This window comes from Mycobacterium sp. ITM-2016-00318, from assembly GCF_002968285.2.
In the GTDB taxonomy this organism is placed as follows: Bacteria; Actinomycetota; Actinomycetes; order Mycobacteriales; family Mycobacteriaceae; genus Mycobacterium.
On sequence record NZ_CP134400.1, the window covers coordinates 1,164,607 to 1,187,947 of the forward strand.

Annotated in this window: 15 protein-coding genes; 5 read left to right on the forward strand and 10 right to left on the reverse strand. The window is 65.3% G+C overall.

Annotation, left to right across the window (positions count from 1 at the left end; genetic code table 11):
- The 8 genes from C6A82_RS05720 to C6A82_RS05755 form a co-directional block, all read right to left on the reverse strand.
- The gene (locus C6A82_RS05720; RefSeq protein ID WP_105344227.1) at nt 1-3,123 is read right to left on the reverse strand and encodes an FAD-dependent oxidoreductase; all 3,123 of its coding nucleotides are present in this window, start codon (nt 3,121-3,123) and stop codon (nt 1-3) included.
- Nucleotides 3,120-3,524, reverse strand: coding sequence for an SCP-2 sterol transfer family protein (locus tag C6A82_RS05725; RefSeq protein ID WP_105344228.1), 405 nt, complete (start codon nt 3,522-3,524; stop codon nt 3,120-3,122). Before C6A82_RS05725 ends, C6A82_RS05720 begins: the two co-directional genes overlap by 4 nt.
- Entirely contained in the window at nt 3,517-4,539 is a 1,023-nt protein-coding gene (locus C6A82_RS05730) for a hypothetical protein (protein ID WP_105344230.1), read from the reverse strand. Before C6A82_RS05730 ends, C6A82_RS05725 begins: the two co-directional genes overlap by 8 nt.
- Complete coding sequence (locus tag C6A82_RS05735) at nt 4,536-4,811, reverse strand: hypothetical protein (RefSeq protein ID WP_311101703.1); 276 nt, start codon at nt 4,809-4,811, stop codon at nt 4,536-4,538. The genes C6A82_RS05730 and C6A82_RS05735 overlap by 4 nt, the downstream gene beginning before the upstream one ends.
- Complete coding sequence (locus tag C6A82_RS05740) at nt 4,808-5,266, reverse strand: hypothetical protein (protein ID WP_105347992.1); 459 nt, start codon at nt 5,264-5,266, stop codon at nt 4,808-4,810. The genes C6A82_RS05735 and C6A82_RS05740 overlap by 4 nt, the downstream gene beginning before the upstream one ends.
- Nucleotides 5,263-6,450 carry a polyprenyl synthetase family protein gene (locus tag C6A82_RS05745; RefSeq protein ID WP_396836800.1) on the reverse strand — a complete coding sequence of 396 codons (1,188 nt, stop codon included), beginning with the start codon at nt 6,448-6,450 and terminating at the stop codon, nt 5,263-5,265. The genes C6A82_RS05740 and C6A82_RS05745 overlap by 4 nt, the downstream gene beginning before the upstream one ends.
- The gene (locus C6A82_RS05750; protein ID WP_105347988.1) at nt 6,428-7,243 is read right to left on the reverse strand and encodes a hypothetical protein; all 816 of its coding nucleotides are present in this window, start codon (nt 7,241-7,243) and stop codon (nt 6,428-6,430) included. The genes C6A82_RS05745 and C6A82_RS05750 overlap by 23 nt, the downstream gene beginning before the upstream one ends.
- Before the next feature lie 108 nt (nt 7,244-7,351).
- Nucleotides 7,352-11,692 (reverse strand): AAA family ATPase, encoded by a 4,341-nt coding sequence (locus C6A82_RS05755; protein WP_199193916.1) that lies wholly within the window; start codon nt 11,690-11,692, stop codon nt 7,352-7,354.
- Nucleotides 11,693-12,188: 496 nt separating this feature from the next.
- Between C6A82_RS05755 and C6A82_RS05760 the strand changes: the two genes are divergently transcribed.
- Complete coding sequence (locus C6A82_RS05760; protein WP_233217110.1) at nt 12,189-13,652, forward strand: PE-PPE domain-containing protein; 1,464 nt, start codon at nt 12,189-12,191, stop codon at nt 13,650-13,652.
- Between the two features lie 139 nt (nt 13,653-13,791).
- Nucleotides 13,792-15,174 carry a type VII secretion protein EccB gene (eccB, locus tag C6A82_RS05765; protein WP_105347985.1) on the forward strand — a complete coding sequence of 461 codons (1,383 nt, stop codon included), beginning with the start codon at nt 13,792-13,794 and terminating at the stop codon, nt 15,172-15,174.
- Here the strand turns inward: eccB and mycP are convergent.
- Together mycP and eccD are read right to left on the reverse strand one after the other, a co-directional pair.
- The gene (mycP, locus tag C6A82_RS05770) at nt 15,139-16,530 is read right to left on the reverse strand and encodes a type VII secretion-associated serine protease mycosin (RefSeq protein WP_105347983.1); all 1,392 of its coding nucleotides are present in this window, start codon (nt 16,528-16,530) and stop codon (nt 15,139-15,141) included. The two genes, eccB and mycP, sit on opposite strands and share 36 nt — an antisense overlap.
- Nucleotides 16,527-17,909, reverse strand: coding sequence for a type VII secretion integral membrane protein EccD (gene eccD / locus C6A82_RS05775; protein WP_105347982.1), 1,383 nt, complete (start codon nt 17,907-17,909; stop codon nt 16,527-16,529). Before eccD ends, mycP begins: the two co-directional genes overlap by 4 nt.
- Nucleotides 17,910-18,015: 106 nt before the next feature.
- On the opposite strand from eccD, the gene eccCa reads away from it, so the two are divergent.
- The 3 genes from eccCa (at nt 18,016) to C6A82_RS05790 (ending at nt 23,337) form a co-directional block, all read left to right on the forward strand.
- On the forward strand, nt 18,016-21,783 hold the full coding sequence (eccCa, locus tag C6A82_RS05780; protein WP_105347980.1) for a type VII secretion protein EccCa: 3,768 nt from the start codon (nt 18,016-18,018) through the stop codon (nt 21,781-21,783).
- Between the two features lie 65 nt (nt 21,784-21,848).
- Nucleotides 21,849-22,943 (forward strand): type VII secretion-associated protein, encoded by a 1,095-nt coding sequence (locus tag C6A82_RS05785; protein WP_158261664.1) that lies wholly within the window; start codon nt 21,849-21,851, stop codon nt 22,941-22,943.
- 70 nt (nt 22,944-23,013) lie between these two features.
- Complete coding sequence (locus C6A82_RS05790) at nt 23,014-23,337, forward strand: WXG100 family type VII secretion target (protein ID WP_105347977.1); 324 nt, start codon at nt 23,014-23,016, stop codon at nt 23,335-23,337.
- Nucleotides 23,338-23,341: the final 4 nt, after the last annotated feature.

Here is a 23,341-nt window from a genome sequence, read left to right on the forward strand (position 1 = left end):
CTACTGCTCTTTACCGCCGAGGTCCGTCGGCCGGAGCTGAAGCAGATTGCTCGCTTCGGGCTTGGCCACTGCGATGCCGGGCGGCTGCCCTTGGCCGGCCTCCCACCAGCGCGACGTTGCGGGCGGGGCGCCGCGCCGTGGGTCTTGCCCGGCCGGCGACACCGTCGGTGTCGGCGTGTTCCCAGCCCCCCCGCGGAACAACGAGCGTGCCGCGCCCGGTGTCGTCGGGCTGGGGATCGCGGAACGGGCTTTGGCGCCGAACGCCGAACCGCTGGAGGCAAACCGGGATTCAGCGTCTTCCCGGCCGGTGGTATGTGGTTTGTTGAGCGCGTCCTCAAGCCTGCTGATGGATTTGAAATCGGTGATGGTGCCGTAGTCATCAAGTGGTGGTAACTCGACCCTGTTGTCGGTTTTCGGCCCGAACGACGACGACGACGAGCCAGACCCCGACGAGTCAGACGACTCTGCCGACTGTGAGGCCGACGACTGCGAGTCGGATGCTTGGGCCTCGGAGGCGCCCGAGTCGGGTGAGCCGGTCGCCGATGACGAGGCCGTCGGTTGTGCTGTTGCGGGCTGGGCACCGGACGAGTGGCCGGGCGCCTGCGCCATCCCGGTGCCGGACGCAGCGCCGACAGCCTGCTCGAGGTACTGACGCCACGCCTGCAGATGGCTGAACAGCTGTTGCGCATAGTCCGTCGGCGGGTTCAGTGCACCACCGCCACCCGACCCGGGCATGCCCGGCGGCATGGGCGGTATCGGTGGAATGCCGCCGGGCATGGGGGGCATCGGTGGCATGCCTGATGTGCCCGGCGGGAAGAGCAAGGCGGGCGTGACGGATGCCGACGCCTCCAGAAGTTGTCGCCAGGCCTGCAGATAGGCGAGCAGGTGCTGGTTGGAGTCAACGGGAAATGTCATCGGTGGGCCTCCGTCGGGTGGGGTTGATGAGTTGTAGTCCGCGTCGATGTTGCGCAAAGTGCGAGTGTCGATCGGCTCCCGGTTCTCCAGGTCCATGACATAGCAGTAGTCCCCGGCGGGGGAAGGCATTCGGACCGGGGTCGTCAGACCCTGGTCGATGAAGCCGTATGGAGTGCGCCAGTGGAGCGCCGTCTGGCCCCGGCGATCGACACCATCGGACTCGACCCAGATGTAGTGATCGAGGATGGCGTTGACCGCGTGGCGGCCCGATTCGCACGCCGCCTCCATCGATGTCATACGAGTGAACGTCTTGGTCCATGTGCCAGCGAACACCACCGAATTGTTGTGCACCTGAAAGCCGCCGTGGCGGGCCTGCCAAACGTCGCGCTGCTCTAGGTCTGCCAGCCAGTCTTCATCGGTCGGCACCGTGCCGAAAGAATTGCCGGTCGGGTTCCACGGGTCGGTACAGGGCCGGTTGTCCCAGTCGCCGACGATCGGGATCAGATACGGCGTTTCGTTTCGCACCGGGCGACCGACGCCTTGACCGGGACCGCCTTCCATGATGATGCCGCGGTCGATCGCATACCACGCCGGCCACGGCAACAAAGCCTCGGCGACGTTGGCGGCGCTGCTGGTGAGTGCTTTGACGATCTGACGCCACACCTCCGCCGCGATCTCGTCGGCCGTGCAGTCGCGGGCGGCCTTGCCGTTTCCGTTGGCGTCCTTGAGGTGATTGGACGCAGAGTTGAAATCGCCGATGTCGACCGAGAGGACCGAGATGTGGCCGTCGCGATCCAGGATCGGCTTTCTCTCCCATAGTCCGTGCTGGTTTATCGACGACAACGCCCACTCCGTCCCGGAGTAGTACATGTGCCCTCGCAACAACTGGAACTCGGTGTCGAAGTAGAACTGGATGCCGCCGAGCGTCTGGAATCGGTCCCAGGGCTTCTTGCCCATGGCGTCGATGTCGTACGGGTCCCGGCGGTCCAGCGGACGGGTCGCCGAGGGCTGCAACGGGTCGTTGGGCGGGGGCACGAGGGTAGTGAAACCGTCCAGCCGCGCCACACTCCCTCCGGTGCCCGCCGCCCGCAGCTTCGCGGTGATGCGTTCGGCCGCAGGGGCATCAACCGCTACCACCGTGTAGTCAGGCGTCAGCCGGGTGCCGTCGGTCAGTGTCACCTGCACCCTCGGCCTGTGATGCGGCGGCAGGTTCACATCGGTATGCGGAGGATCCAGACTGGCAGCCTCGCCTCGGACGAATCGGACCCCCAGTTCGAGGAGGTGGCGGTACCAGTGGTCGAACCACGATTCGGTGGTGGGACCGTTGAGTACGCCGTCGGCCTTGGTGTCGCGGCGGTCCATCTGAAGCTGGAGTTGAAGGTAGGTGGAGACGTTGGTGCGGGCGTCCCCGTAGCGCGTGTCGAACGCTGCGAGCACCCGCGGCATTTCCAGAAGCGTCGCGTCGAAGCGTTGCGAGTAACTGAATCGGGGGGGTGCTTTCGGCGCGGCGCGTCCGACGAAGAAGTCGTACGCCGAGAGGTTCTGCAGCTGTGATGCCCGGCGCTGGGGACTCGTGACCAGGTACTCCATCAGCCTGCTCACGAACGTCCCGACGTCCTGGGCGGTGAAACCCAATTGGGTGAGTTGATATGCAGTGGTCAGGAATTCGGCTGCCGAGCGGGGTGCTTCGCGCGGAAACACAAGCGACGGTTTGCCTTCTACCGTGGTGCCCTGAGTGACCACTCGCCTCACGTTGTCCATGATCGTGCGCGAGGTCGGGATCCAGCGCACGTCGCCGTGGCCCAGCTCCAACCGCTCGTACACCGGAATTCGTTGGAACAGGTCCCAGATGTGGATGTAGTAGGCGGGAAAGAAGCGGAAGCCGTGCTCACCGGCGACCGCCCGTTTCGGCTCACGCGGCTTACCACGCCGGCCCGGGAACGGTCGTAGCTCGGCGAGGCTGCCGGTGTACGGGCCGGTCGTCGAGTACTGAGAGGCGGCGAGTCCGCCGAGTTTGATGGGTGGGTACGTGCCCGCCGGAGTGTCTTCCAGGCCGCAGCGCTCGTCGGCGCGGTTTTCGTACACGGTCACGTCGAAGCCGCGTTCTGCCAATTCGTGGGCGGCGCTCAGTCCGGCGATCCCGCCGCCGAGGACTGCGACCGTACGGCGTCGCTTGCAGGACGCCGGGGTTGAGATGGCTTCGGTCATGATCGCCCCGCCCGTAGCTCGGCCAGCAGTGCGGGCTGCGAAGGCGCCCGGACCGCGGCGTGCACGTACGACAGCAGAGTGTCGTGGGCGCGCTGCACGTCGTCGAGTGAGCCACGTACGGCAACGGTGCCGGCTTCCACCGCATGGCCCAGCCCGACCACCGCGTCGACCACGTCGAGGATTGCGTTGCGGGAGGTAGAAATGCGGGTGCCTGCCGTATCCACGGTGCCGTCGACCACCTCGAGCCGGTGGCCCCCTCGCAAGGAAAACAGCTCGCCGTCGACATCGAGTTCCACCACCAGCGGCCCGAGCTCGTGGAGCACGAGGCGATAGCTTTCCGGCACCTCGCGCGCCAGGTGCTCGACAGACTGCCGCAGCAGCGATGAAACGCGTTCAGCCATAGAGAAACTCGAATACTCCGGAGCCGACGAAGTCGATGCGCTCGCCGTTGACCGACCCGTCGACCGTTGCGGTGCCGGTGGTTTCACAGAGCACGGTCGAGCGCTTCAAGCTCACCTCGCTCGGTTGAGCTAGGCGCGCATAGGAATGCGACCGGAACTCGGTGTGCACCGCGTCGCCCGCCCTGGTCGCGTCAATCTCCACTTGTCGTGGAACGTCTGACACCTCGCCGTCCAGCAGGAGTCTCATCGGGGCAGGGAGCGTGCAGTCCGCGGGGCGACCGAGCAAGCCGTGAGATCGCATCGTCACTGCGGCGTGCCGGAATATCGCGGCCGGCTCGTCGCGATGCCACACGTACAGAGCCTGCGAGAGGCACCGCAACCGGCGTCGGTCCGTCATTCGCAGAAAGACCAGCGACCAAGGATTTTTGAGCTCGTGGGACAGCATCGTGCCCCACGTCCAGCCGAAGTCGCCACCCCAGCGGAACCGGCCCCAGTTGTGGTCGTGATAGGCGGTCTCGTTGTCGATGCGACACTCCTGGTCCCCGATGCGCAACCACCCGTCTGCGCGTAACTTCGGCACGAAGAGCCAGCACATTCTGCCGTCGCCGAGTGCCTGATTGTTGACGACGAACGGCCGACTGATCGACGTGAAGTGGACTACCCCGTGAATGCCTTGTCCCGGAAGGTCGATCACAACCTCATACCCCTCCGGATGCACGACCATTCGATTGCCGCCGATCGTGAGGATGCCCAGGTCGGCCGACACGTCGAGTTCTGATTCATCGAATCGTTCGATTGCTCCGGACCACTGCTCCTCGTGGTCGATCACGATGACGCGCGGCGCCAGTCGGTGTCGGCCTTTGCCAGTGGGCTCGCTGGTGAGGCTGAAGTTGATCAAGAGCCGCCGACCCGCGCCGTGGATCACGAAGTGGTACCACTCCTTGAAACCGTCGGGCAGCGCGGTGTTCAGGACCGGCGTGCGCAGAAAATCACTGCTGGCGAGCATCGCGGTCATCTCAGCCACCTGGTGGCGGTCGAGTCAGACTCGATCGCGGCGGCCGAAGAATCCCGCGGCGGAGCCGTTTCGGCCAGCCGCTCGATGGAGTCGCCGAGGCTGGCGAGGCCGAGCAGCAGATGGACGAAGTCGTCGTCGCAGACCGTGTCGATTCGCCGGTCGGCGTCGGCGGCCATCGCGCGCACGACCCGGCCGAGACTCGCCAGCCCCAACAGGTAATCGATGAACGTGCTCTGTTCTGCGAGCGCCTCGCGCGGATCAGTGAGCGTCATGCGAAGCCCTCCGGGCGGAGGCGGGCGAGAATGGAGTCGTCGAGTCCGTGGCCGATCACAGCGTCGGCCAGCAACTCGGCCCACGCGCTCGGCGCTGAATTGGGTGCGGCGGGACCGTCAAGAACGTTCAGGCTCAACGTTTCCCACACGCGGCGAAGGTTTTCGACGGCTGCGGACGTGATCAGCGCGTCGCGCAGTTGTGCGCCTGTGGGAGTGTCGGCATAGCGGCGACCTTCCGCGACAAGCATGTCGTGCAGGCTCCTGGCGGCTGCCGGATTACCGAGCACGGCGCGGCGGGCGCCGATGAGCAGATCGAATACCGATCGTTCCGGGCCGGTGGACTCGTCGGGCGGAGGTGGAAGTAGTCGGGGCGCGTTGCGCTCCACGAGGTCGAGGGTGAGTTCGCGGATCCGTTCCAGTTCCGCAAGCATGCCGATGAGGACTTCGGGAGTCATCGTGTGCGCTCATGTACGTATTCGACGAGAGCGTTGAGCACGTCCCGATGCCTGCTGCCCGGCAACCAGTCGAGGCCGGCGAGGACGCCGGCCGCGTCTCGGGTGTGTCCGGCGGCCACCTGCTTTGCGTGCTTGAACGACCCGAGACGCTGCATCAGCCCATAGAGCCAACGGATGTCGTCGAGACTCTTCGAATCCGCCGCGCGCAGTCCCTGCAGATGCGAGGCGATCTCTTCCAGACCGGCCCGGGACAAATCTCCATGATCGAAGAGGCGTGACAGTAGGTCGTCCAGCTTGAGTTCGTCGTCGGCACTCGGGCGGCGCTTGGCCAGGATCTGCACGGCCCGACGCTGATCGTCGGGGGCGGCATTCCGCATGGCGTGCAACAACATCAGGGTCCGCTTGCCCTCCCACAGGTCGCCGCCGATCTCCTTGCCGTAGTCCTCCGGATCAGCCCGCAGGTTCAGCAGATCGTCGGTGATCTGGAAGGCCGCGCCGAGATGTCGGCCGAGCGCTTCCAGCGGCTTCAACTGCTCGGGTCCCGCGCCGGCGGCGACCGCACCCACCTGCAGGGGCGTGATGAACGAGTACCAGCTTGTCTTGAGCTCCACCATCTGTAGATAGTCGGCGTCGGTGAGCTCCCAGGTGTTGTTGCGCACCCAGTCGAGCTCGAGAGCCTGGCCCTCGACGGTCCGCCGGGTCATGTGGGCGACGGCCCGCAGGATGCGAAGCGCCGGTCCGAGACCGACGCGTTCGACGTTGTCGAGGAGCGGCTGAAGGGACAGCGAAAGCATGGCATCACCGACGTTCACCGCGATCGGGATGCCATGGTCGATGTGCAGCGTGGGCTTGCCTCGCCGCGTCCACGATTCGTCCTCGATGTCGTCGTGAATGAGAAATGCGTTGTGGTAAAGCTCGAGGGTGGCCGCGGTCGGCAGGACAGCTTCGAGGTGACCGCCGAGCCCTAGACAGGTCGCGATGCTGAGCGCGGGTCGCAGGGCCTTGCCACCGCGAAGCGGGTATTCGAGGATCAGGTCATAAAGGCCGTTCGGCCCGTGCCGGCTGGGGCCATAGAGCCGGCTGATCTCGCCGTCGCAGGCTTCCTTGCATAAGGCCAGGTAATTGTCGAGCGCGTTCAAGACCTTAGGAACAGGTGTCGCGTCAGGGGACCACGACGGCAACAAGGCCACTGACATCCTTGATCCTTAGGGCGTAACGAATGCGGACAGCCCACTCGATCAAGCCGGTCCCATTGTCGCCGACACATTCGAGGCTGGGCGGGATGCTGACTGCCAGATCCGCGGGTTCCTCACCGGGCGACGCATCCGCCGCTCGTCCGTCCGCGATTAGTTGACGTCGTCCGAGCAAGAGGAGCCGCGCATTCGCGCCCCCACCCGACTGATCAAGTTTCCTAAAGCGCCGGAACGAGTTGATGTTCGGCACAGGCGAGAGATATTCGGTTGCGGGAACGCCGTCTATCAACGAGCTGAGTATCTTGAATGCCAACCTGTCCGCGAACAGACAGCATGGTGCCAGGTACCCGGCATCCTCCACAACCATCCGGGCGTCGATGAGCCCAGCGAGGACGTTCTCCGCACTCTTGGTCTTGACGAACCCGGGTACGGGGACCTTGGCGGTGAGCTTGTCCACAACATCATCATCAACAGCTTGCGCTAAGTGCTCCGTCCGTGCGATTACGGCGGCGAGGAGCGCATCAGGGGACGGTGCCATTGCTTGAGCCAAGCTCATCGCGAATCGCACGACCTGGCCTGTGATAGCGACCATTTCCACACCGAGCGGCGGCTCGACGTTGGGCGGGGCCACAGCTGTCGCATTCGTCAGGTCGGTGCGGACGTAGGTTTGGCCAGGATCGGCGGTGTCCCAGCGTGGGATCGACTGCCAGGCGATAGAGGTCTGCTCGAATGTCTCTCGAACCTGCTCGTTGGCAAGCGCTAGCCGCTCGGCACTCAGGTACATGTGTGAGACCCCCCTCGTCAAATGTGCCTCAAATCATGGCAGACCAGGTCAGCGTGCGCGGGGTAGTTCGCAAGAGTCTGCGCAATTGGAGTACTTCACTACGCGGCACTATTTCTGCAAAAGGGCGACTTCCTGGCCGGGGGACATCTCCCCGCGCGTCATGGCGTCGCAGTGCGCCAGATGCAGTGAGGCGACGGGGTCGTCCGGCAGCAAGTGTTGGCACCGCTCGAACGCCGCGCGCGCGCCGTCGACATCACCGGCGTCGAACAGCGCAAAAGCCTCGTCAAACGCGGGTTGAGCCGATCGCTTGGCAGCTCGTAGCTCGTCGGGGTCGTCGGCATAGACCTCATAGATGGTCACCGGATGGCGCCGGTTGACCACCATGACCCGCTCCATTCGGCGGATGTCGAACTCGTCGGGGTTCGGGAGCCCTCGATAGGTCTTGTCCGAGATGAGCAGACCCGAGCCGTAGCGCTTGTTGGTGCTCTCGATGCGGGCGGCCAGGTTGACGGCATCGCCAATGATCGTGAGCACCATGCGGTTCACGCCGCCGACGAGCCCAATGCCCAAGGCGCCGGTGTTGAGCCCGATTCCTGCGTGGAGCTCATCGGAACCGTGTGCCAGCCTGTCGTGATTGTGCTCCCGAAGCGAGCGCAGCATCCCAAGACCTGCCCGCACGGCATCCGCCTCCGACTCGAAAACGGCAACGATCTCGTCCCCTCGGACATCCTGGATCATTCCGTTCGAGCTGACGATCGGAACCTCGACGGCTCGCAGAAAGCCCATGGCGAGATCGCTCGCTTCCGAGACGTCCATGTCCTCGAGCATTGTCGTGTATCCGCGAATGTCGCTGATCATCACAGTCATTCGGCGTTCGACGCGATAGCCGCTACGCACCCGGCGCAGATCGTCGATATCGAGGATCCGCAGGAGCTCGTTGGGGACGAACTTCGACTGCACATCGATGAGCGATCGTCGATACTCGTCGGCTGCCCTCAACTGGGCCTCGAGTTGAAGGTTCCACAGCGGCGCAGCGGCCTGCGCGCACAAAAATGCGACGGCCTCTTCGTGGGCGGCCGTGAACCGCTTTCGCGGTTCGTGGTGCTCGGCGTATATCACGCCGATGGTCTTGTCCTGTACCCGAACTGGAACGACGAGCGTCGACTGGGCCTGCCGGTCATGCCCCACGCGCCCGTACAGTGCACCGCCCACACCGACGGTGTCGGCTGCAACGATGACCGGGGCACCGCTATCGACCACTCGTCTGACGAGCTCCCGGTCGTACGGCACGTTCGGCCACGGCCCCTCGATCGTCGTGGTCTTGCCGTTCTCGTAGAGGGCCCGGACCGTCAGCTGTTCATCCTCGCCGGTCAGTCCGATCACGCGGCTCGCGCCGGTCGTGTCCGCGACCGAGCCGAGCACGATGTTGGCCAGGCTTTCTGGTGTCCGTGCCGCCGATAACGTGCGGAATACCTGATGTGCTTGGGCCGGGTCGAATGCGGCACCCTCGGGCACAAGATCACGGCTGATCAGCCAGGGGTATTCGCGCGCAAGCCGATCCGTTCGCAGGGTCATACCCTGGCGCAGGAATTGGGTGTATGCCAGACGGAGCATGTGCTCGTGAAGTTGTGGGCGCCCCGTCTTGGCGTACAGCTCGGCGGCTTCTTCGTGGGCGGCCGCCGAGATCAACGGCAGGCGATGCTCTTCGGCGAGCGCAATCGCGCGGTGGAGATGACGCTCGGACTGACCGTGACGCCCGCGCGCGCTCGCCCACGCTCCCTGAATCAGCGCGTAGGGGGCTGCATAATTGGCCGGCGAGTCCGCCGCCCAAGCACGATGCTTTCGGAGCGCGCGAGCCACAGAGGCCTTCGTATTGCGGTCCTTCGGCGCGGCACGAATCCTGCTCAGGGATTCGGTGAGATAGATGATCTGCATGAAAGCGGTGCCCGCCATGCCGTCGATGTGCTCGATGGCTTCGTCTGCCGCGCCCTCGAGGGCACCCGCAAAATCGCCCGACCAGTAGTAGAGCCCCAGTCGTTGGGTGGCGATCGCGCTCAGCGTCACCTCGTCGCCCTCGGCAAGCGCCGCCGGGAGCGCTTCTCGTTCGTCATAGCCGCTCTCGCCCGCGACGAGATATGGGTCCTCGCTGCGGCCCATCATGTTGAAGCCGAACTGCTGGATCGCCGAACAAATTTTTCGCGGGTTCGGCTGCGAGCGGATCTGGGGGACAAGCGACCGTGCGAGCACATCGATCTCCCCGAGTGGGCGCCCCGCCCAGAACGACTGGCCCAACAGGGTGGCCGTGAGCCACCCGGCATACTCCTGATCGCCTTGGTCGAGCGCCTCGGTGATCGCATCCCGCAGCGGGCCAAGGCTTTCGCGAATCGGGTGGCGCCAATGATCGATGAAGTCGAAGTACAGAAACAGTGTGTGCGGGCGGACTTCTTTGAACTCCGGGCGCTCGACGAGCTGCATCGCCACGTCGCCAAAGCGTTGCGCGCCATCGCGGTCACCGGCGAGCACCAACACCAGTCCGTAGCTGGCGAGCACGACCGGAAGGCTCGGCGTATGGCCGTGCGCCAAGGTCAGGTCGAGCTGTTTGCGAACGATCAACGGGAGCAGGTTCGGCCGTCCGATGTAGGACAGGCTGTGCATCTCGGCGAGGATGCGCAGAAGCTGTATGACTCGAGGGTCGTCGCAGTCGGGAAGCGCCAGCAGCCGCTCGTTGCTCCAGCGGCTCATCTTCATCTTCATCCGGACCAGTTCCACGCCCAGCCGAGGAGTCCCTGGATGATGCGGCAACGGTTCACCGAATTCGTCGAGCGCGTGCAGCCCGATGTCGATCGCATCCTGGATGCGGTTCTCGCCGACTCGTCCCTTCAACCGCAGATAGGCCAGACGAACCCGGTCGACCGGCTCGCTGAGGAACTCCTCCGCCTCGTCGAGCAATTCGTGCAATGCGGTGACGTCGCCGACCAGCACGGCGGCTTCGGCGGCGCCGAGTTGCAGTTCGCGCGCCAGCGCGAAGTCGGCATCCCAGCGACGACCCCCCAGCAGCCGCAGCCCGGTGCGCGAGTACTCGAGGGCCAGCGGAAAGGACGCTTGAGCACGCGCCTTGCCCGCCGCGCGGTGGAGCAGCTGGACGAACCGGATGCGCTCCGCATCGTCGGCCAGACCCGTGCCGCCCGCACTGATGTGGCGTGCGGCCTCGAACAAGCGGCTGTCGCCGAGCTGGACAAGGCGTCGCGCGATCCGACGATGTACCTCGCGCTTGGCGTCGTCGGACAGGTCGGCGCGCGCAGCCTCGGCCACTCGGTCGTGACTGAACCGGTAGCGGGCGTCGCGGCTGATCGCGTTGGTGATGCGACGGCCGTTGCCGTCGACTGCTTCGACGAGCCGGAACTCCAATCCCGCCCACAGCGCCTGAGCCACGACGGCGGTCGGCAGGGCCGCGGCTGCCGCTGCGTCGTCGAGGTCGAACTCCCGGCCGATGCACGCCAGCGAGGCGAGCGCCTGACGGTCGACGGGACGCAACTGGTCAAGATATCGACCGAGGAACTCGGCGGCGGTGGCGGTGACCTCAATGGAGGAAAGGATCCGCAGATCCCAGCTCGAGTGGCCGTCTGCCTCCGAGGGCAGCAGCGCGCCTTCTCGCTGTGCGCGGTAAAGCAGCTGACGGATCTGCAACGGATTGCCGCCGGTCCGGTGCTGGAATTCGGTCGTCACGTCGCCGAGTTCGACAGTTCGACCGCAGATGGTCGCCAGCATCTCCTGAACATCGTCGTGGCTGAGCGCGGTGAGTTCGATGCTGCGGAGGCTCGTGGAGTCAAGACCCGCTGCGGTGGCGTCGAACTCACCGGCGCGGTGAGCACCGAGCACAAGTACGTTTCGGGGCGACACCGACAGCAGTTCCGCCAGGAGCAGCAGGGTGTCGCGATCGGCCCACTGCAGGTCGTCGATCGCCAGCACCACGGTCCGGTACGACGCGGTATCGGAGATCAACCTGATGGCCGCCCTATGCAGTCGGCGGCGTGCGTCGGCGGCGTCGAGGTCCGTCAGTTGTGAACCGTCGCCGAACAGCTCGGTCAGTTCAGGGACGAGCTGACCGAGGACCGCGGAAAGCGCAGATGTTCCGCTCAGCAGGTCGGAGCGCCAGCTGTCCCGTTCGGAAGGACCGGTGGACTCCATCGCGTGGACGATCGCCCGAAGCGCCTCAGCCAGTGCCGCGTATGGCGCGGATGCGCCTTCTCCGCAGCGGCCATAGGCGAATACGCAATTGCGTCCGGTGATCTCGAAGCCGAAAGCCTGGGTGAGCGTCGACTTGCCGACGCCGGGTGGGCCGCTCAGCAGGACGCAACCTCCGCCGGCGCGGCCCACTTCGTCAACGGCATCGCGGAGTTGGGTCATCTCGCGACGCCGGCCGAACATGCGGCCGTCGAGGTCGAGCAGCGAGGACGTCATCGTTCCGGGCGCACCGAGACTCGCGCCGTCCGCCCGACGGCGCAGCTATCGAACCGGTTCTGATCGTCCAACTTCAACATCTCGCCTACGACGACGCCCTCACTATGCGCTACACGCATCCCGGATTGCTGGAAACTGCACTTCCGCCCCGCCTTCACGGCTCTTGTGTCGCCGCCTCTCGATCGTCTGTAGCACGCGCTACGGAAGGTGAGCAGCTGACACCTGGGCGAACAGAAGATCCTGACGAAATACGTGTCCCTCCCCCAGAGAACTGCCCGCTTGGTCGTGTCCGGTCAAGACACGCTCCCACCGTTGCGAGCACCGCATCGTCATGTTAACCGCGAGGCGTGGTGTCGCGCGTAATTTTCCGCCGTGACAGTTTGCTGGTTTGCACGTCGTAGCATTAATCCAAGTGGCAGGATGCCTCCCGGAACCGAGGAAGGAGCCTCTGATGCCGACCGAGACACGATCCTTAGCAAGGTCAATGACCGTCGCGATCCTGACGGCATTTGCAGCACTGGTGGTCGGCGCGATGCAGTCGCTGACGACGGCCGTCACTGCGTCCCTCGGCCTGACGGCGTTCCAGGCGATCATCGTGCCGGGCACCGGCACACCCGACCCTTATGCGGCCGACGAGCAGAACTACCTGAACAACGTGATGAACTATTACGTGAATCCTGGGGGTGACTGCGGCGCTCAGCCAGGGCCCGCTACCGACTGTCCGCCGTTTACCGGTGTCAGGTACTACGCCACCTTCTGGCCGATCCCCCTGCCGGGGTGGGGTGGCCTCGAGGGCCAGAAGTGGAACGTCTCAGTCGCCGACGGCCTGCAGAACCTCACGACGATCTACAACGGGCTTCCCGACACGACCACTGATGTCACGATCTTCGGGTATTCGCAGGGCGCGACGGTAGCCAGCAATTTCAAGCGGCTGCACCCGCAGGACAGCACGGACCTTCCGCTTGGCGAGCCTCTGAACGATTACTTCTTCATCGGCAATCCGCAGCGTCCGACGGGAGGGTTCTTCGAGCGGCTGGCCTTCCTGGGCAATGTCCCGATCTTGGACGCTCAGTTCGGTAACCCATCGCCGACCGATTCTTGTGATGACGGCGACCGGATCTGCACCACGGACTTCGCACTGCAATACGACGGCGTCGCCGACTTCCCGCAATGGCTCGCCAATCCGGTCGCTGTCGGCAATGCGATCGCCGGCTTCCAGTACATCCACGGCACATACCTGGCGCCCAGCAGCGACGACCCGCCCACTGAGACGCCGTACGGCTATACGCCAGAAGAGATTCAGGTGGCAGTTGCGGCGGCTGAAGCCAATTGCAATGAAACGACCTACTGCCAGCGCGTTCCCGGGAGCGACACCCGCTACATCACGCTACCGGCGCGTTACCTGCCGATCTTCCAGCCGTTCGTCGACCTCGGTGACGCCACGGGGACGTCGGTGATCATTATTCCGATCACCGACTTCCTGTCGCCCTTCACGCAAACGCTGATCGAGACCGGCTATGACAGGACGAACTACGCCAACCCGCAGCCGGGAACGATCCTTCCGCCGAAGACCTTCAACCCAATCCAGACCGCGGTGGATCTCGTCAGCGACGTCCCCGAGGGCATCAACATGGCGCTGACGCCCGGCCGTACTCCGTTGCCGGGGTCGCCACTGGTGCAGACGACTACGCCGCTGTCGGACGCGAACACCACCAACGTGGCCGTCGCCAAGACAGAGGCGACCGAGACCGACCTCCGCCTGGGCATCTTCGCCGAGCCGGGTGAGAGCACGTCGTCCAGCGATGCCAACACCAATCGTCCGCTGCGCAATGCGCTGAAGGACTTCCACCCGGTCCGCGACGTCGCCAAGGCCGTGTCGGGCACGGTGAACAAGGCCCTCGGCAAGGACGGCTCCGCGGCCGGGTCCGGGGACGACTCGGCGGGCTAGCGGCGTCGAGGCTGCAATCCTGCAGGGAAAGTGCGAGAAGACCCCTGCGGGAATGCAGTCTCGCGGGCCGACTGGCCGGCCATCCGAATCGGTGAAAGGCCATGCCCCCGAGCGCCGTTAGGCTGGGTGCCGGGGGAGTATGGCTGGTCAACCGACAACCCGGCTGCAGGTCAGCGGGTACAGATTCCTGGTGCGCCGGATGGAGCACGCGCTGCTGCGCGGAGACATCAGCATGCTGCACGATCCGATGCGGGCGCAGGCTCTCTCGTTCATCGCGGGCTGCGTGTTGGCGGTCGTCGGCCTTGCGATTTGCGCCATCCTGGCATTCCTTCGGCCGGACACCCCGGTGGGCGACGCGGCCATCGTCATGTCCCGCGGCTCGGGAGCCCTCTACGTCCGAGTCGGCGACACTTTGCACCCCGTCCTGAACTTGGCGTCGGCGTATCTCGTCACAGGCAGCGCCGCGAAACCGCAGGCCGTGAATGACGCGCACATCAACAGCGCAAAGCGCGGCCCGCTGCTGGGTATCCCCGGCGCACCCGTCGTCGTCGCGAACCCCCTGTCGGTGAACGAGTCTGCGTGGACCATCTGCGAGGACACGACCACCACGTTGATCGCCGGCAAGACAGAAGGCCATGATCGAGGCGATCGGCAGCCCAACATTCTGGTGACGGCCCGCTCGGAGAGCGCCGCGACGACGTACCTGCTCTACGACGGGCAGCGGGCTCAGGTCGATCTTCGCAATCCAGCCGTCGTTTGGGCACTGCGGCTCGACGGTGTCGAGCCGCGACCCGTGTCGAGGTCGCTTCTTGATGCCATCCCCGAAGCACCGCCGATCGTCGTGCCCCACATCCCCGACGGCGGATCGACCAGCGCCCTTCGCGGCATGCGCGTCGGCGCAGTGGTGCGGGTGTTACGAGTCGACTCCGACGACTTCTTCGTCGTGATGGCCGACGGAGTTCAGCGCATCGGCGAAGTCGCGGCGAACCTGGTTCGTTCGCTCGACTCGCAGGGCAGCCGCGGCATCCCGGTCGTGTCGCCCGACGCTGTCAGCGGGCTCACCGTCGTCGACTCGCTCCCGGTGTCTACATACCCCCAGCGCGCTGGCGCCACTGTTGGTGCTCGCGATGGCGGTGCGCTGTGCGCGGAATGGCTTCCCGGCGGACCGAAGGTCTCTGTGTGGACCGAAGACGCCATGCCGGCCGCAGGCACCGCGGCTGTGCTGGCGCAGGCCGACGGCGAGGGAGCCGATATCGACAGCGTCGCTGTGCCACCGGGACGAAGTGCCTACGTACGGGCAGCGTCACTGGTGCGCGGGGATGGCGGCGGCGGTCCTCTGTATCTCGTGACCGACACCGGAGTGCTCTACGGCATTCGCGATGAGGACACTGCGAAGATTCTCGGCCTCCAAGGCGAACCTGTCACGGCGCCATGGCCGCTTCTGTCTCGGCTGCCCCGCGGACCAGAACTGAACCGCGACAGTGCGTTAGTCGCGCGGGACGTTGTCGATCTTCCGCCTTGAGCGACCGAGTGTGGCCGTCATCGCCAGCGCGGCTGTAACCATTGCGACGCATAACCCTGCACCGCCGAACGCGATACGTCGCCCGCTTCCGTCTTGCTGAGGATCACGCTCGGGCAAGTCGGGAACGACACCATCGTTGGCCGACTCGGTCATGGGTGCGACCATGCTCGTGGTCGCGGCACCACCGCTGACCGCGGCGAGCGCATCGACGACACCGTGACCGACGAAGGGGTCCCAACCGGCCGGGGGACGGTGCGCGGTCTCCTTGATCCGCTGCATCACCTGCCGCGCGGTCAGATGCGGGGATCGTGCTCGCACGAGAGCGACGATGCCACTCACCACAGGCGCCGCATAACTCGTTCCCACGATCGCCGTCGGGTTGCCCAGTACCGGAAGAGAATCGACAAGACCTTCTCCGTCGGCGTCGAGTGACACAACGCCCTCTCCCGGGGCCGCGACGTCGACCCATGGCCCCGCGAGAGTGAACCGTGACGGCACTCCCCGCGGATCGGTCGATCCCACCGTGAGCACGTACTCGTCATACCAGGCCGGGGTCACAACGACTTTCACGGCTGCCCAGTCGGGTTGGCCGGGATGAGCCGGATCCGACGGAGGATTCTGCTCCGGGCACTGGCCGAGTCCGCCGACATTTCCGGCCGCCGCGACGACAACGACGTTCTTGACATCCACCGCGTACGCGAGGGCTGCGCCGAGGGCGCGGTCGTCGAGATCGGCGGCCGCTTCGAGGCAGGCGATCGATGACACGTTAATCACCGAAGCTCCCATGTCCGCCGCGGTCCGTACCGCTTCGGCCAGCGTGTCGACGTCCCCGAAGCCAGGAGCCGACTGGCCGACAGGCGCGAACTTCACACTTGACTGCCTGATGCCGATGATCGTTGCCTCGGGAGCGACACTGCTGAATCCTGCATTGTCCGTGGGGTCGTCGGCGGCACCGATGATGCCGGCGACGATCGTTCCGTGCCCGTCGCAGTCGTCCGTGCCGTCGCCGCTGTGGACGTAATCGCCGCCGGGTACGAGGTGAGGCAGCAGACGGTGGCGCGCAACGCCGGTGTCGATCACGGCAACGGTCTGACCGGATCCTCGGCTGAGTGCCCAAACCTGGGGGAGATCGAGAGTCTCGAGTTGTTCTCCGGCCGCAGGCCTTTTCCGCGCAGGGGTCGAGACCAAGCAATCCTGGCGTTGCTCGGTTGCTTGCGGTGGAGCGGGCGGTCGCGGATCGGGTAACAGCGCATCATCGATCACCGGCGGCGTGACGGCAACGGCAACCGGTGACATCCAGACGGAGGCGGACGTCAGCGCTATGGCGCCCGCGATGCGCGCAGATCGGTAGCTCATGTCAGGCTCAGGCCACGGACAAGGTCGAACACGCCACCGATCCAGAGCGCCAAGGGTACGACCCCTGCGAGTGAGATGTAGTCCGCGGCCTCGAGACTGCGTCGCGTGAGCGGGCCCAGCCGCGACGCCAGATCAACCCGCGTGAGCCCCAATGCACCCGCGCCGACACCTACCGCGGTAAGACAGATCCAGGCGCCGTGAGCGGGCGACGACATCATCATCGACGCGAAAGCAGCGGTGACGCAGACAAACCCGGCAAGAAGCACAGATGCCGATCGGACTGCACCGCGTTGTTGGCAACCCCGAAATATCAGTGCCGCGGACACTGTGATCGCGAAGGCGGTGCGAACCCACACGCTTGTGCCGTGTCCGCCGAATACCACCAACACGACACCCAGTGCACAAGCCAACGAGAGGCCGGCCAATAGACCCGTCAACACATCGTGGCCCCGCGCGGCTTTCGGCAGGCCAGCGGCCACAGGGAGAATCGTGTCGTCGTCTGACTGTTCTGAGGTCGGCATCCGTGGCGAGAGCCCCGCTACGACGATGGAAACCTTGGCTGCGACAGTCAGCATGGCCAGTGATGCGGCCGAAAGAAAACATCCGAGTGTCGCGGGCGGTATGGGCCAAACCGTCGCGACGGCAAAGGCGATGGCCACCATCAGTGAGAATGTCGTGATCGCTGTGAACAACGTCGAGCCGCATGCGGTGACACGAAGCAACACCGTCGCCACAGCTGAGCAGATCGCCGCCGCCAGAAAGAAGCCCGGCGGTGTTGGGCCCCCTGGCACGATCAGGTATCCGGCCACTGCCCCGAAGGCGACTGCCGCCATGCCAATCGACGGGGTGGCCGATTGTTCCAATCCGAGACGGCCCGCGATCACAGCCGAAACCGCCGCCGCGATGGCGACGATTGCAGCGGTCACCGCACGGTTGTTCTGCGCCACCTCTGTCGGCCAGACAAGACTCGCCGCGCCGAGCCCCGCTGACCACAACCAGGCACCCTCGCCCAGACGGCGCACCCAGCCGGTGTCGCCGTGCTTCCGGGCTGATGTATCGACGACGTAGTCAATGAGATCGCCGCACGCAGGAGGAGGTATCAGATCAACTGTGGTGAGTAAGAGGAGGTCACCATCATGAACATCATTCTCCTGCAACGTCAACGACTCATCGAGCGTCGAACCATCCAGCTGCGACAACCTCCACTGCTGTCGGCTGTCTCCCGCGCCACTCGCATCGGGCTGCCCACCGACGAGGTCGACGACGCACGGCATCAGCTCGCCAAGGTCCATCCGCGCGGGCACCACGAGATCCACCGTTGACGAGTAGTCCTCGCCATGCGAACACACCGCGATCCGACATACTTCCGCAACCGTCATATCCACCCCCGCCGATCACCGTAACCGTGTCCGCACTTGGCGATCGGCGACGAATTGAAGGCTGTGGACATGGAACGGAATCGGTTGCAGCCGCGTCTACTTCTCGATGGAGTTCTTGACGCAGCCGCGTCTGGCGGCGCCCCAACCGGCGCAGGGCGAGATCATCGTGAAGCCTCCGCCTGACGTGCCGCGAGAGACACCGGGCAATCCGCTTGCGCGGCTGCTACCCGTTGCGATGCTCGTCGCAACGGCAGGAATGATGGTCGTCTACGTCGCATCGGGAACATCGGCGACGCGCAATCCCATGTTCGTGTTCTTTCCGGTCATGATGCTCGCGTCGCTGATCGGCACGCTCGCTACTGGCGCACGCGGCGGAAGCCGAGCCGGCGAGATCAATCAGGCCCGCCGCGAGTACTTCCGCTACCTCACTTCACTGAAGTCACAACTCGCGGAGACCACAGACCAGCAGCGGCGTTCGCTTTCCTGGCACAACCCAGAGCCGGCCTTGCTGTGGGCGATGATCGGCAGCAGGCGCATGTGGGAGCGCGAACCCGGCGACGGCGACTTCGGGCACACCCGAATCGGGACAGGGCCGAAGCCACTGTCAACACCGGTCGTCGTACCAGACCTCGGGCCCCCGGGAAATTCCGATCCGGTGACGTCTGCGGAATTACGGCGGCTTGTCCGGAGTCGCTCGACGGTGCCGGACCTTCCGCTGTCGATCGCGCTGACGGAGCTCAACACCATTGTGATCGACGGCGAGGCGACGGACGGCCGAAGCCTGATACGCGCACTGCTCTGCCATCTCGCCGTGATGCATGGCCCAGAAGATTTACGCATTGCCGCTGCGGTCGATCCGCTCACAGCTCGAGAATGGGATTGGCTAAAATGGCTGCCGCACCATCACCATCCGCATGCCGTCGACGACGGCGGACCTGCACGTCTGACGTACCACAGCCTTACGGCCGCCGAGACCGCGTTCGCTGACTGCAACAGCAGCCACGTAGTGCTCGTCATAGACAGCGACCTGATTCCCCGTAGACGTCAGTTGCCTGGCGCGGCAACGACTATCGCGCTAGGCACAGCCCGCGACCGCGTCGCCGACCTTCACATCGTTGTAAGCGACGGTCACCTGGTCGTCAGACGTGACGACGGTGACGAGGCACTGGGGTGCCCCGACGCGATGACCGCAGGGCAGGCGCTCGCTGTCGCTCGGCGACTCTCCCGATTCAGGCCCATCTCGACACCTTCGGCAGCGGTGCGTATTCCACCGTCGATCCCGTGGCCGCAGCTGATGGGTAGCGACGGTGGCGACGGGCTCGACCTCCTCGGACCCCGGCCTGCGCTTCGCCGCTTCGACGGCATGTTGAGTGTTACCATCGGCGTCTCGGAAATCGGTGAGCGGGTCGTACTCGACATCAAGGAGGCCGCCGCCGGAGGGATGGGGCCGCACGGGCTCTGCATCGGCGCAACAGGTTCCGGGAAGTCGGAGTTTCTGCGCACCCTCACACTCGGCATGGTCACCGCGCATCCAGCGGAGGTTCTCAACCTGGTCCTCATCGACTTCAAGGGCGGCGCGACGTTCCTGGGCTTCGAGCGAGCACCGCATGTCGCCGCGGTAATCACGAATCTGGCGGACGAAGCACACCTCGTTGCTCGCATGAAAGACGCGTTGGCCGGCGAAGTCAACAGGCGTCAGGAACTGCTGAGAGCGGCGGGCAACTTCGCCAATATCGCGGACTACAACGCAGCGCGTATCGACGGCGCCGATCTGCGCCCCCTGCCGGCCTTGTTCGTCGTCGTCGACGAATTCTCCGAACTGCTCAGTCAGCATCCCGACTTCATTGATCTGTTCATCGCCATCGGCCGGCTCGGCCGCTCACTCGGCATGCACCTCCTGCTTGCCAGCCAACGCGTCGACGAGGGCAGGCTGCGCGGACTGGAGTCACACCTGTCGTACCGAGTGTGCTTGAAAACGTTCTCGGCGGCCGAATCCCGTTCGGTTCTAGGCCTTCCCGACGCCTATCATCTGCCGAGCACACCCGGTGCGGCGTACTTGAAGACCGGCTCTGGTGACCCATTGCGATTTCAGACCGCGTTCGTCTCCGGGCCCTACGTGAGCACCCGAAGGCGTGTCGCCGGCACCGCCAACCCGCCGACGCCGCTTGTGTACACGGCGGCATCGATGGGCCCAGTCATATCATCGAGTGGGCTGCCGAGCCAATCATCGGCCACCTCCACTCGGACGATCCTCGACACGGTGCTCGATCAGCTCGAGGGCCGCGGCCCGACCGCTCACCAGGTATGGCTACCGCCGCTGAGGGACTCGCCGAAGCTCGAGTCCCTGCTGTCACACTTCCGAACCGATGCACCGCTGACGGTGCCGATCGGGCTGGTGGACTGCCCTTACGAACAGCGTCGTGACTTCCTGGCGGCCCAACTCGCCGGTGCCACCGGGAATGTCGCGGTCGTCGGTGGTCCGCGGTCGGGTAAGTCGACGGCGCTGAAGACCTTGATGCTGGGACTCGCCGAGACACACGACCCGCGCGACGTGCAGTTCTACTGCCTGGACTTCGGGGGCGGAATGCTGTCGTCGTTGTCCACGCTTCCGCACGTCGGATCGGTGGCGGGCCGACGTGACGTCGAGCTGGTGCGGCGGACGGTCGTCCAACTGGAGTCGCTGTTGCGATCGCGGGAGGAGCGGCGAAACTCGGGCGATGAGGCCGTTCGCGATGACCCGTATGGCGACGTCTTCCTCGTCGTCGACGGATGGGCCACTATTCGTCAGGAGTACGACGCCCTCGAGGCATCGATCACCGCTCTTGCGGCACAGGGCCTTTCCTATGGGCTTCATGTGGTTGTCTCGGCGTCACGGTGGGCCGAGATACGTCCGGCGTTGAAAGACCTGATCGGCACGCGGATCGAATTGCGCCTGGGAGATCCCGCGGAATCCGAGATGGACCGCAAGCGTGCCCGTCAGCTGATCCAAAGCCCACCCGGTCGCGGTACCACTCGCGATGGGCGCGAGCTAGTCATCGCGGATTCCCGATTCGACCCGTCAACCGCTGACAGGTTGCGCACCCGCTACTCGGATCGCGTCGCTCCACGCATAGAGGTGCTCCCGGCGCTGGTCGAATACAACGCGATTCTCGTCCATTCACGGGTCCAGCGGTCAGGGACACACATTCTGATGGGCGTGGGTGAGGCCGAGTTGGCGCCGATGACAGTCGATTTCGCGGCGGAGCCGCATTTAGTCGTCCTCGGGGAGGGGGAGTGTGGCAAGACGAGCGTGCTGCGGACACTCTGCAACGACATCGTCCGAACGAACACGGCGGAGGCCGCTCAGCTGTTCATTGTCGATTTTCGGCGCACGCTGCTCGGCGTCATCGAATCCGAACACCTCGCGGGCTATATCCCATCCTCCGCTGCGCTGACCTCGCGTCTTGGCGCCCTGGTGCAGCGCCTTCGTGCGCGGATACCCGGCGCGGACGTCACCCAGCAGCAATTGCGGACGCGGTCGTGGTGGACGGGCCCCGAGATGTACGTCGTCATCGACGACTACGACCTTGTGGCCCCGCAGGGGGGTGTCAATCCGCTTGCGGCGCTTCTCGAATTTCTCCCCTACGCGAAGGATCTCGGACTGCATATCGTTGTGGCCCGGCGCTCCGGCGGTGCTGCGCGAGCGATGTTCGATCCGCTGCTCGCCGCGCTGCGCGATCTCGGAACCATGGGTTTGATGATGAGCGCCAGTCCCGACGAGGGCGTCCTCCTTGGCTCCGTTCGCCCGTCGCGTCTGCCGCCCGGCCGCGGGACGCTAATCACACGCGAGCGCCCGCAACAGCTCGTCCAGATCGCGTGGATCGATCCAACATGAGCGGCTGTGTTGTGGAGGTGGGTCCGGCAACGGTCCGCGGACCGCGCCCCGTGCCACATCATCTGGTGACGACTGCTCTGGAATGCATCGACGACGAGATCGCGATCGTCGACGACGCGCCCGTGGCGGTGACAGCGCTTTGGCGCGAGGTGTTTCACGCGGCGCTGCCCGACGGCGCCGCCTCTGCTGTCCTTGTGTGTCCGACATGGTGGCCGACGACGCGCGTCGAATGCGTGCGTGAGGCTGCAGAGGCCAGGTCGGCGGAAGTCACCGTGCTGCAACGCGCCGAGGCGCTGGGCCGAACGGCTCCCGCCGGCTCGATCGTTATCGAAATCGCACCCGAGTTCGTTGTCACGATATGTGCGGGCGACGTCGTCGCGGCTGATCCGCGTTTAGGCGAGACGTCGGACGTCGCACGATCGGTTGCGGAGCACATCGGCCGGCCGACCGCTGTGCTGGTGGACGCACCGAAAGGGGTCGTCGGCGCAGTGGAACTCGCCGGTGCCATCTGCCGACACCTCTGCACCGACGGCGTATCCGCGACGACTGTGCACCCGGACCGGGTATTGCGTCCGAGCGAGAAGCCGCCGCACGCCAGCTACGTGACGGAGGCGGCGCGGTGGAAGCGGGGAAGACCCGCTGTACGAGCCGGCCTCGTCGGTTCGGTATCGATGACGGTTCTGTGTCTCGGCCTTGCTCTCGGTTCGAACGAACCCAACCCGATGTCGACCCCGATGACCCTTCTGGTCGAGGGTCGGGTCGCGCTGAAAGTTCCTGCGCTGTGGGCGGTACGGCGCATCACATCCGGGCCGGGGTCTGCGCGGGTGCAGGTGACGGCACCGGACGGTTCGAGCGCCGTGCTGGTGACGCAGTCGCGGGTGAAGAAGGGTGAGACGCTGACGACGACGGCGGCGGCATTGCGCAGTGCTCTCGGCGACCAGGACGCAGGTGTGTTCAGCCGCTTCAATCCCGACGACCGTCGTGCGAATCGGACAGCGGTCACATACCGGGAGATCCGCGGCGCACGCCAGATCGACTGGACGGTGTTGGTCGACGACACCGTGCGCATCGGTGTGGGATGCCAGAGCGCTCACGGCGATGACGACGCCGTCCGGCTCGTCTGCGACGAGGCGATCCGGTCGGTGCACGCGATTTTCTGATTCGACGGAACCAGACGCCGTCGCGTCGCGTCGTAAAACACAACTCGACCAAGAACGCGAAAGGACCCAGATGACAACATCGGCTGGCGGATCGCTCACGACCGACCTCGATCTGATGACGGCGGTGGCGGGCAAGATCGACGCCCGAAACGAGGAGATCCGCGCGATGCTGCAGTCGTTCATCGGCCGGATGGTCAGCGTGCCGCCGTCGGTGTGGGGAGGCGTGGCCGCCGCACGTTTCAGAGACGTCGTGGATCGCTGGAACGGAGAGTCGACGAAGCTCCATGCCGCCCTGCAGCGGATCGCGGAAACCATGCGCGTCAACGAGCGGTCGCTACGCGAGGCGGCGGACAGCCATTCGCATCAAATCGGCGCCGTCGGCACGAACATCTGAGGAG

Coding starts and splice junctions, on each gene's coding strand:
- C6A82_RS05720 (WP_105344227.1), bottom strand. CDS start 3,123: ATGACCGAAGCCATCTCAACCCCGGCGTCCTGCAAGCGACGCCGTACG.
- C6A82_RS05725 (WP_105344228.1), bottom strand. CDS start 3,524: ATGGCTGAACGCGTTTCATCGCTGCTGCGGCAGTCTGTCGAGCACCTG.
- C6A82_RS05730 (WP_105344230.1), bottom strand. CDS start 4,539: ATGACCGCGATGCTCGCCAGCAGTGATTTTCTGCGCACGCCGGTCCTG.
- C6A82_RS05735 (WP_311101703.1), bottom strand. CDS start 4,811: ATGACGCTCACTGATCCGCGCGAGGCGCTCGCAGAACAGAGCACGTTC.
- C6A82_RS05740 (WP_105347992.1), bottom strand. CDS start 5,266: ATGACTCCCGAAGTCCTCATCGGCATGCTTGCGGAACTGGAACGGATC.
- C6A82_RS05750 (WP_105347988.1), bottom strand. CDS start 7,243: ATGTACCTGAGTGCCGAGCGGCTAGCGCTTGCCAACGAGCAGGTTCGA.
- C6A82_RS05760 (WP_233217110.1), top strand. CDS start 12,189: ATGACCGTCGCGATCCTGACGGCATTTGCAGCACTGGTGGTCGGCGCG.
- eccB (WP_105347985.1), top strand. CDS start 13,792: ATGGCTGGTCAACCGACAACCCGGCTGCAGGTCAGCGGGTACAGATTC.
- mycP (WP_105347983.1), bottom strand. CDS start 16,530: ATGAGCTACCGATCTGCGCGCATCGCGGGCGCCATAGCGCTGACGTCC.
- eccD (WP_105347982.1), bottom strand. CDS start 17,909: ATGACGGTTGCGGAAGTATGTCGGATCGCGGTGTGTTCGCATGGCGAG.
- eccCa (WP_105347980.1), top strand. CDS start 18,016: ATGGAGTTCTTGACGCAGCCGCGTCTGGCGGCGCCCCAACCGGCGCAG.
- C6A82_RS05790 (WP_105347977.1), top strand. CDS start 23,014: ATGACAACATCGGCTGGCGGATCGCTCACGACCGACCTCGATCTGATG.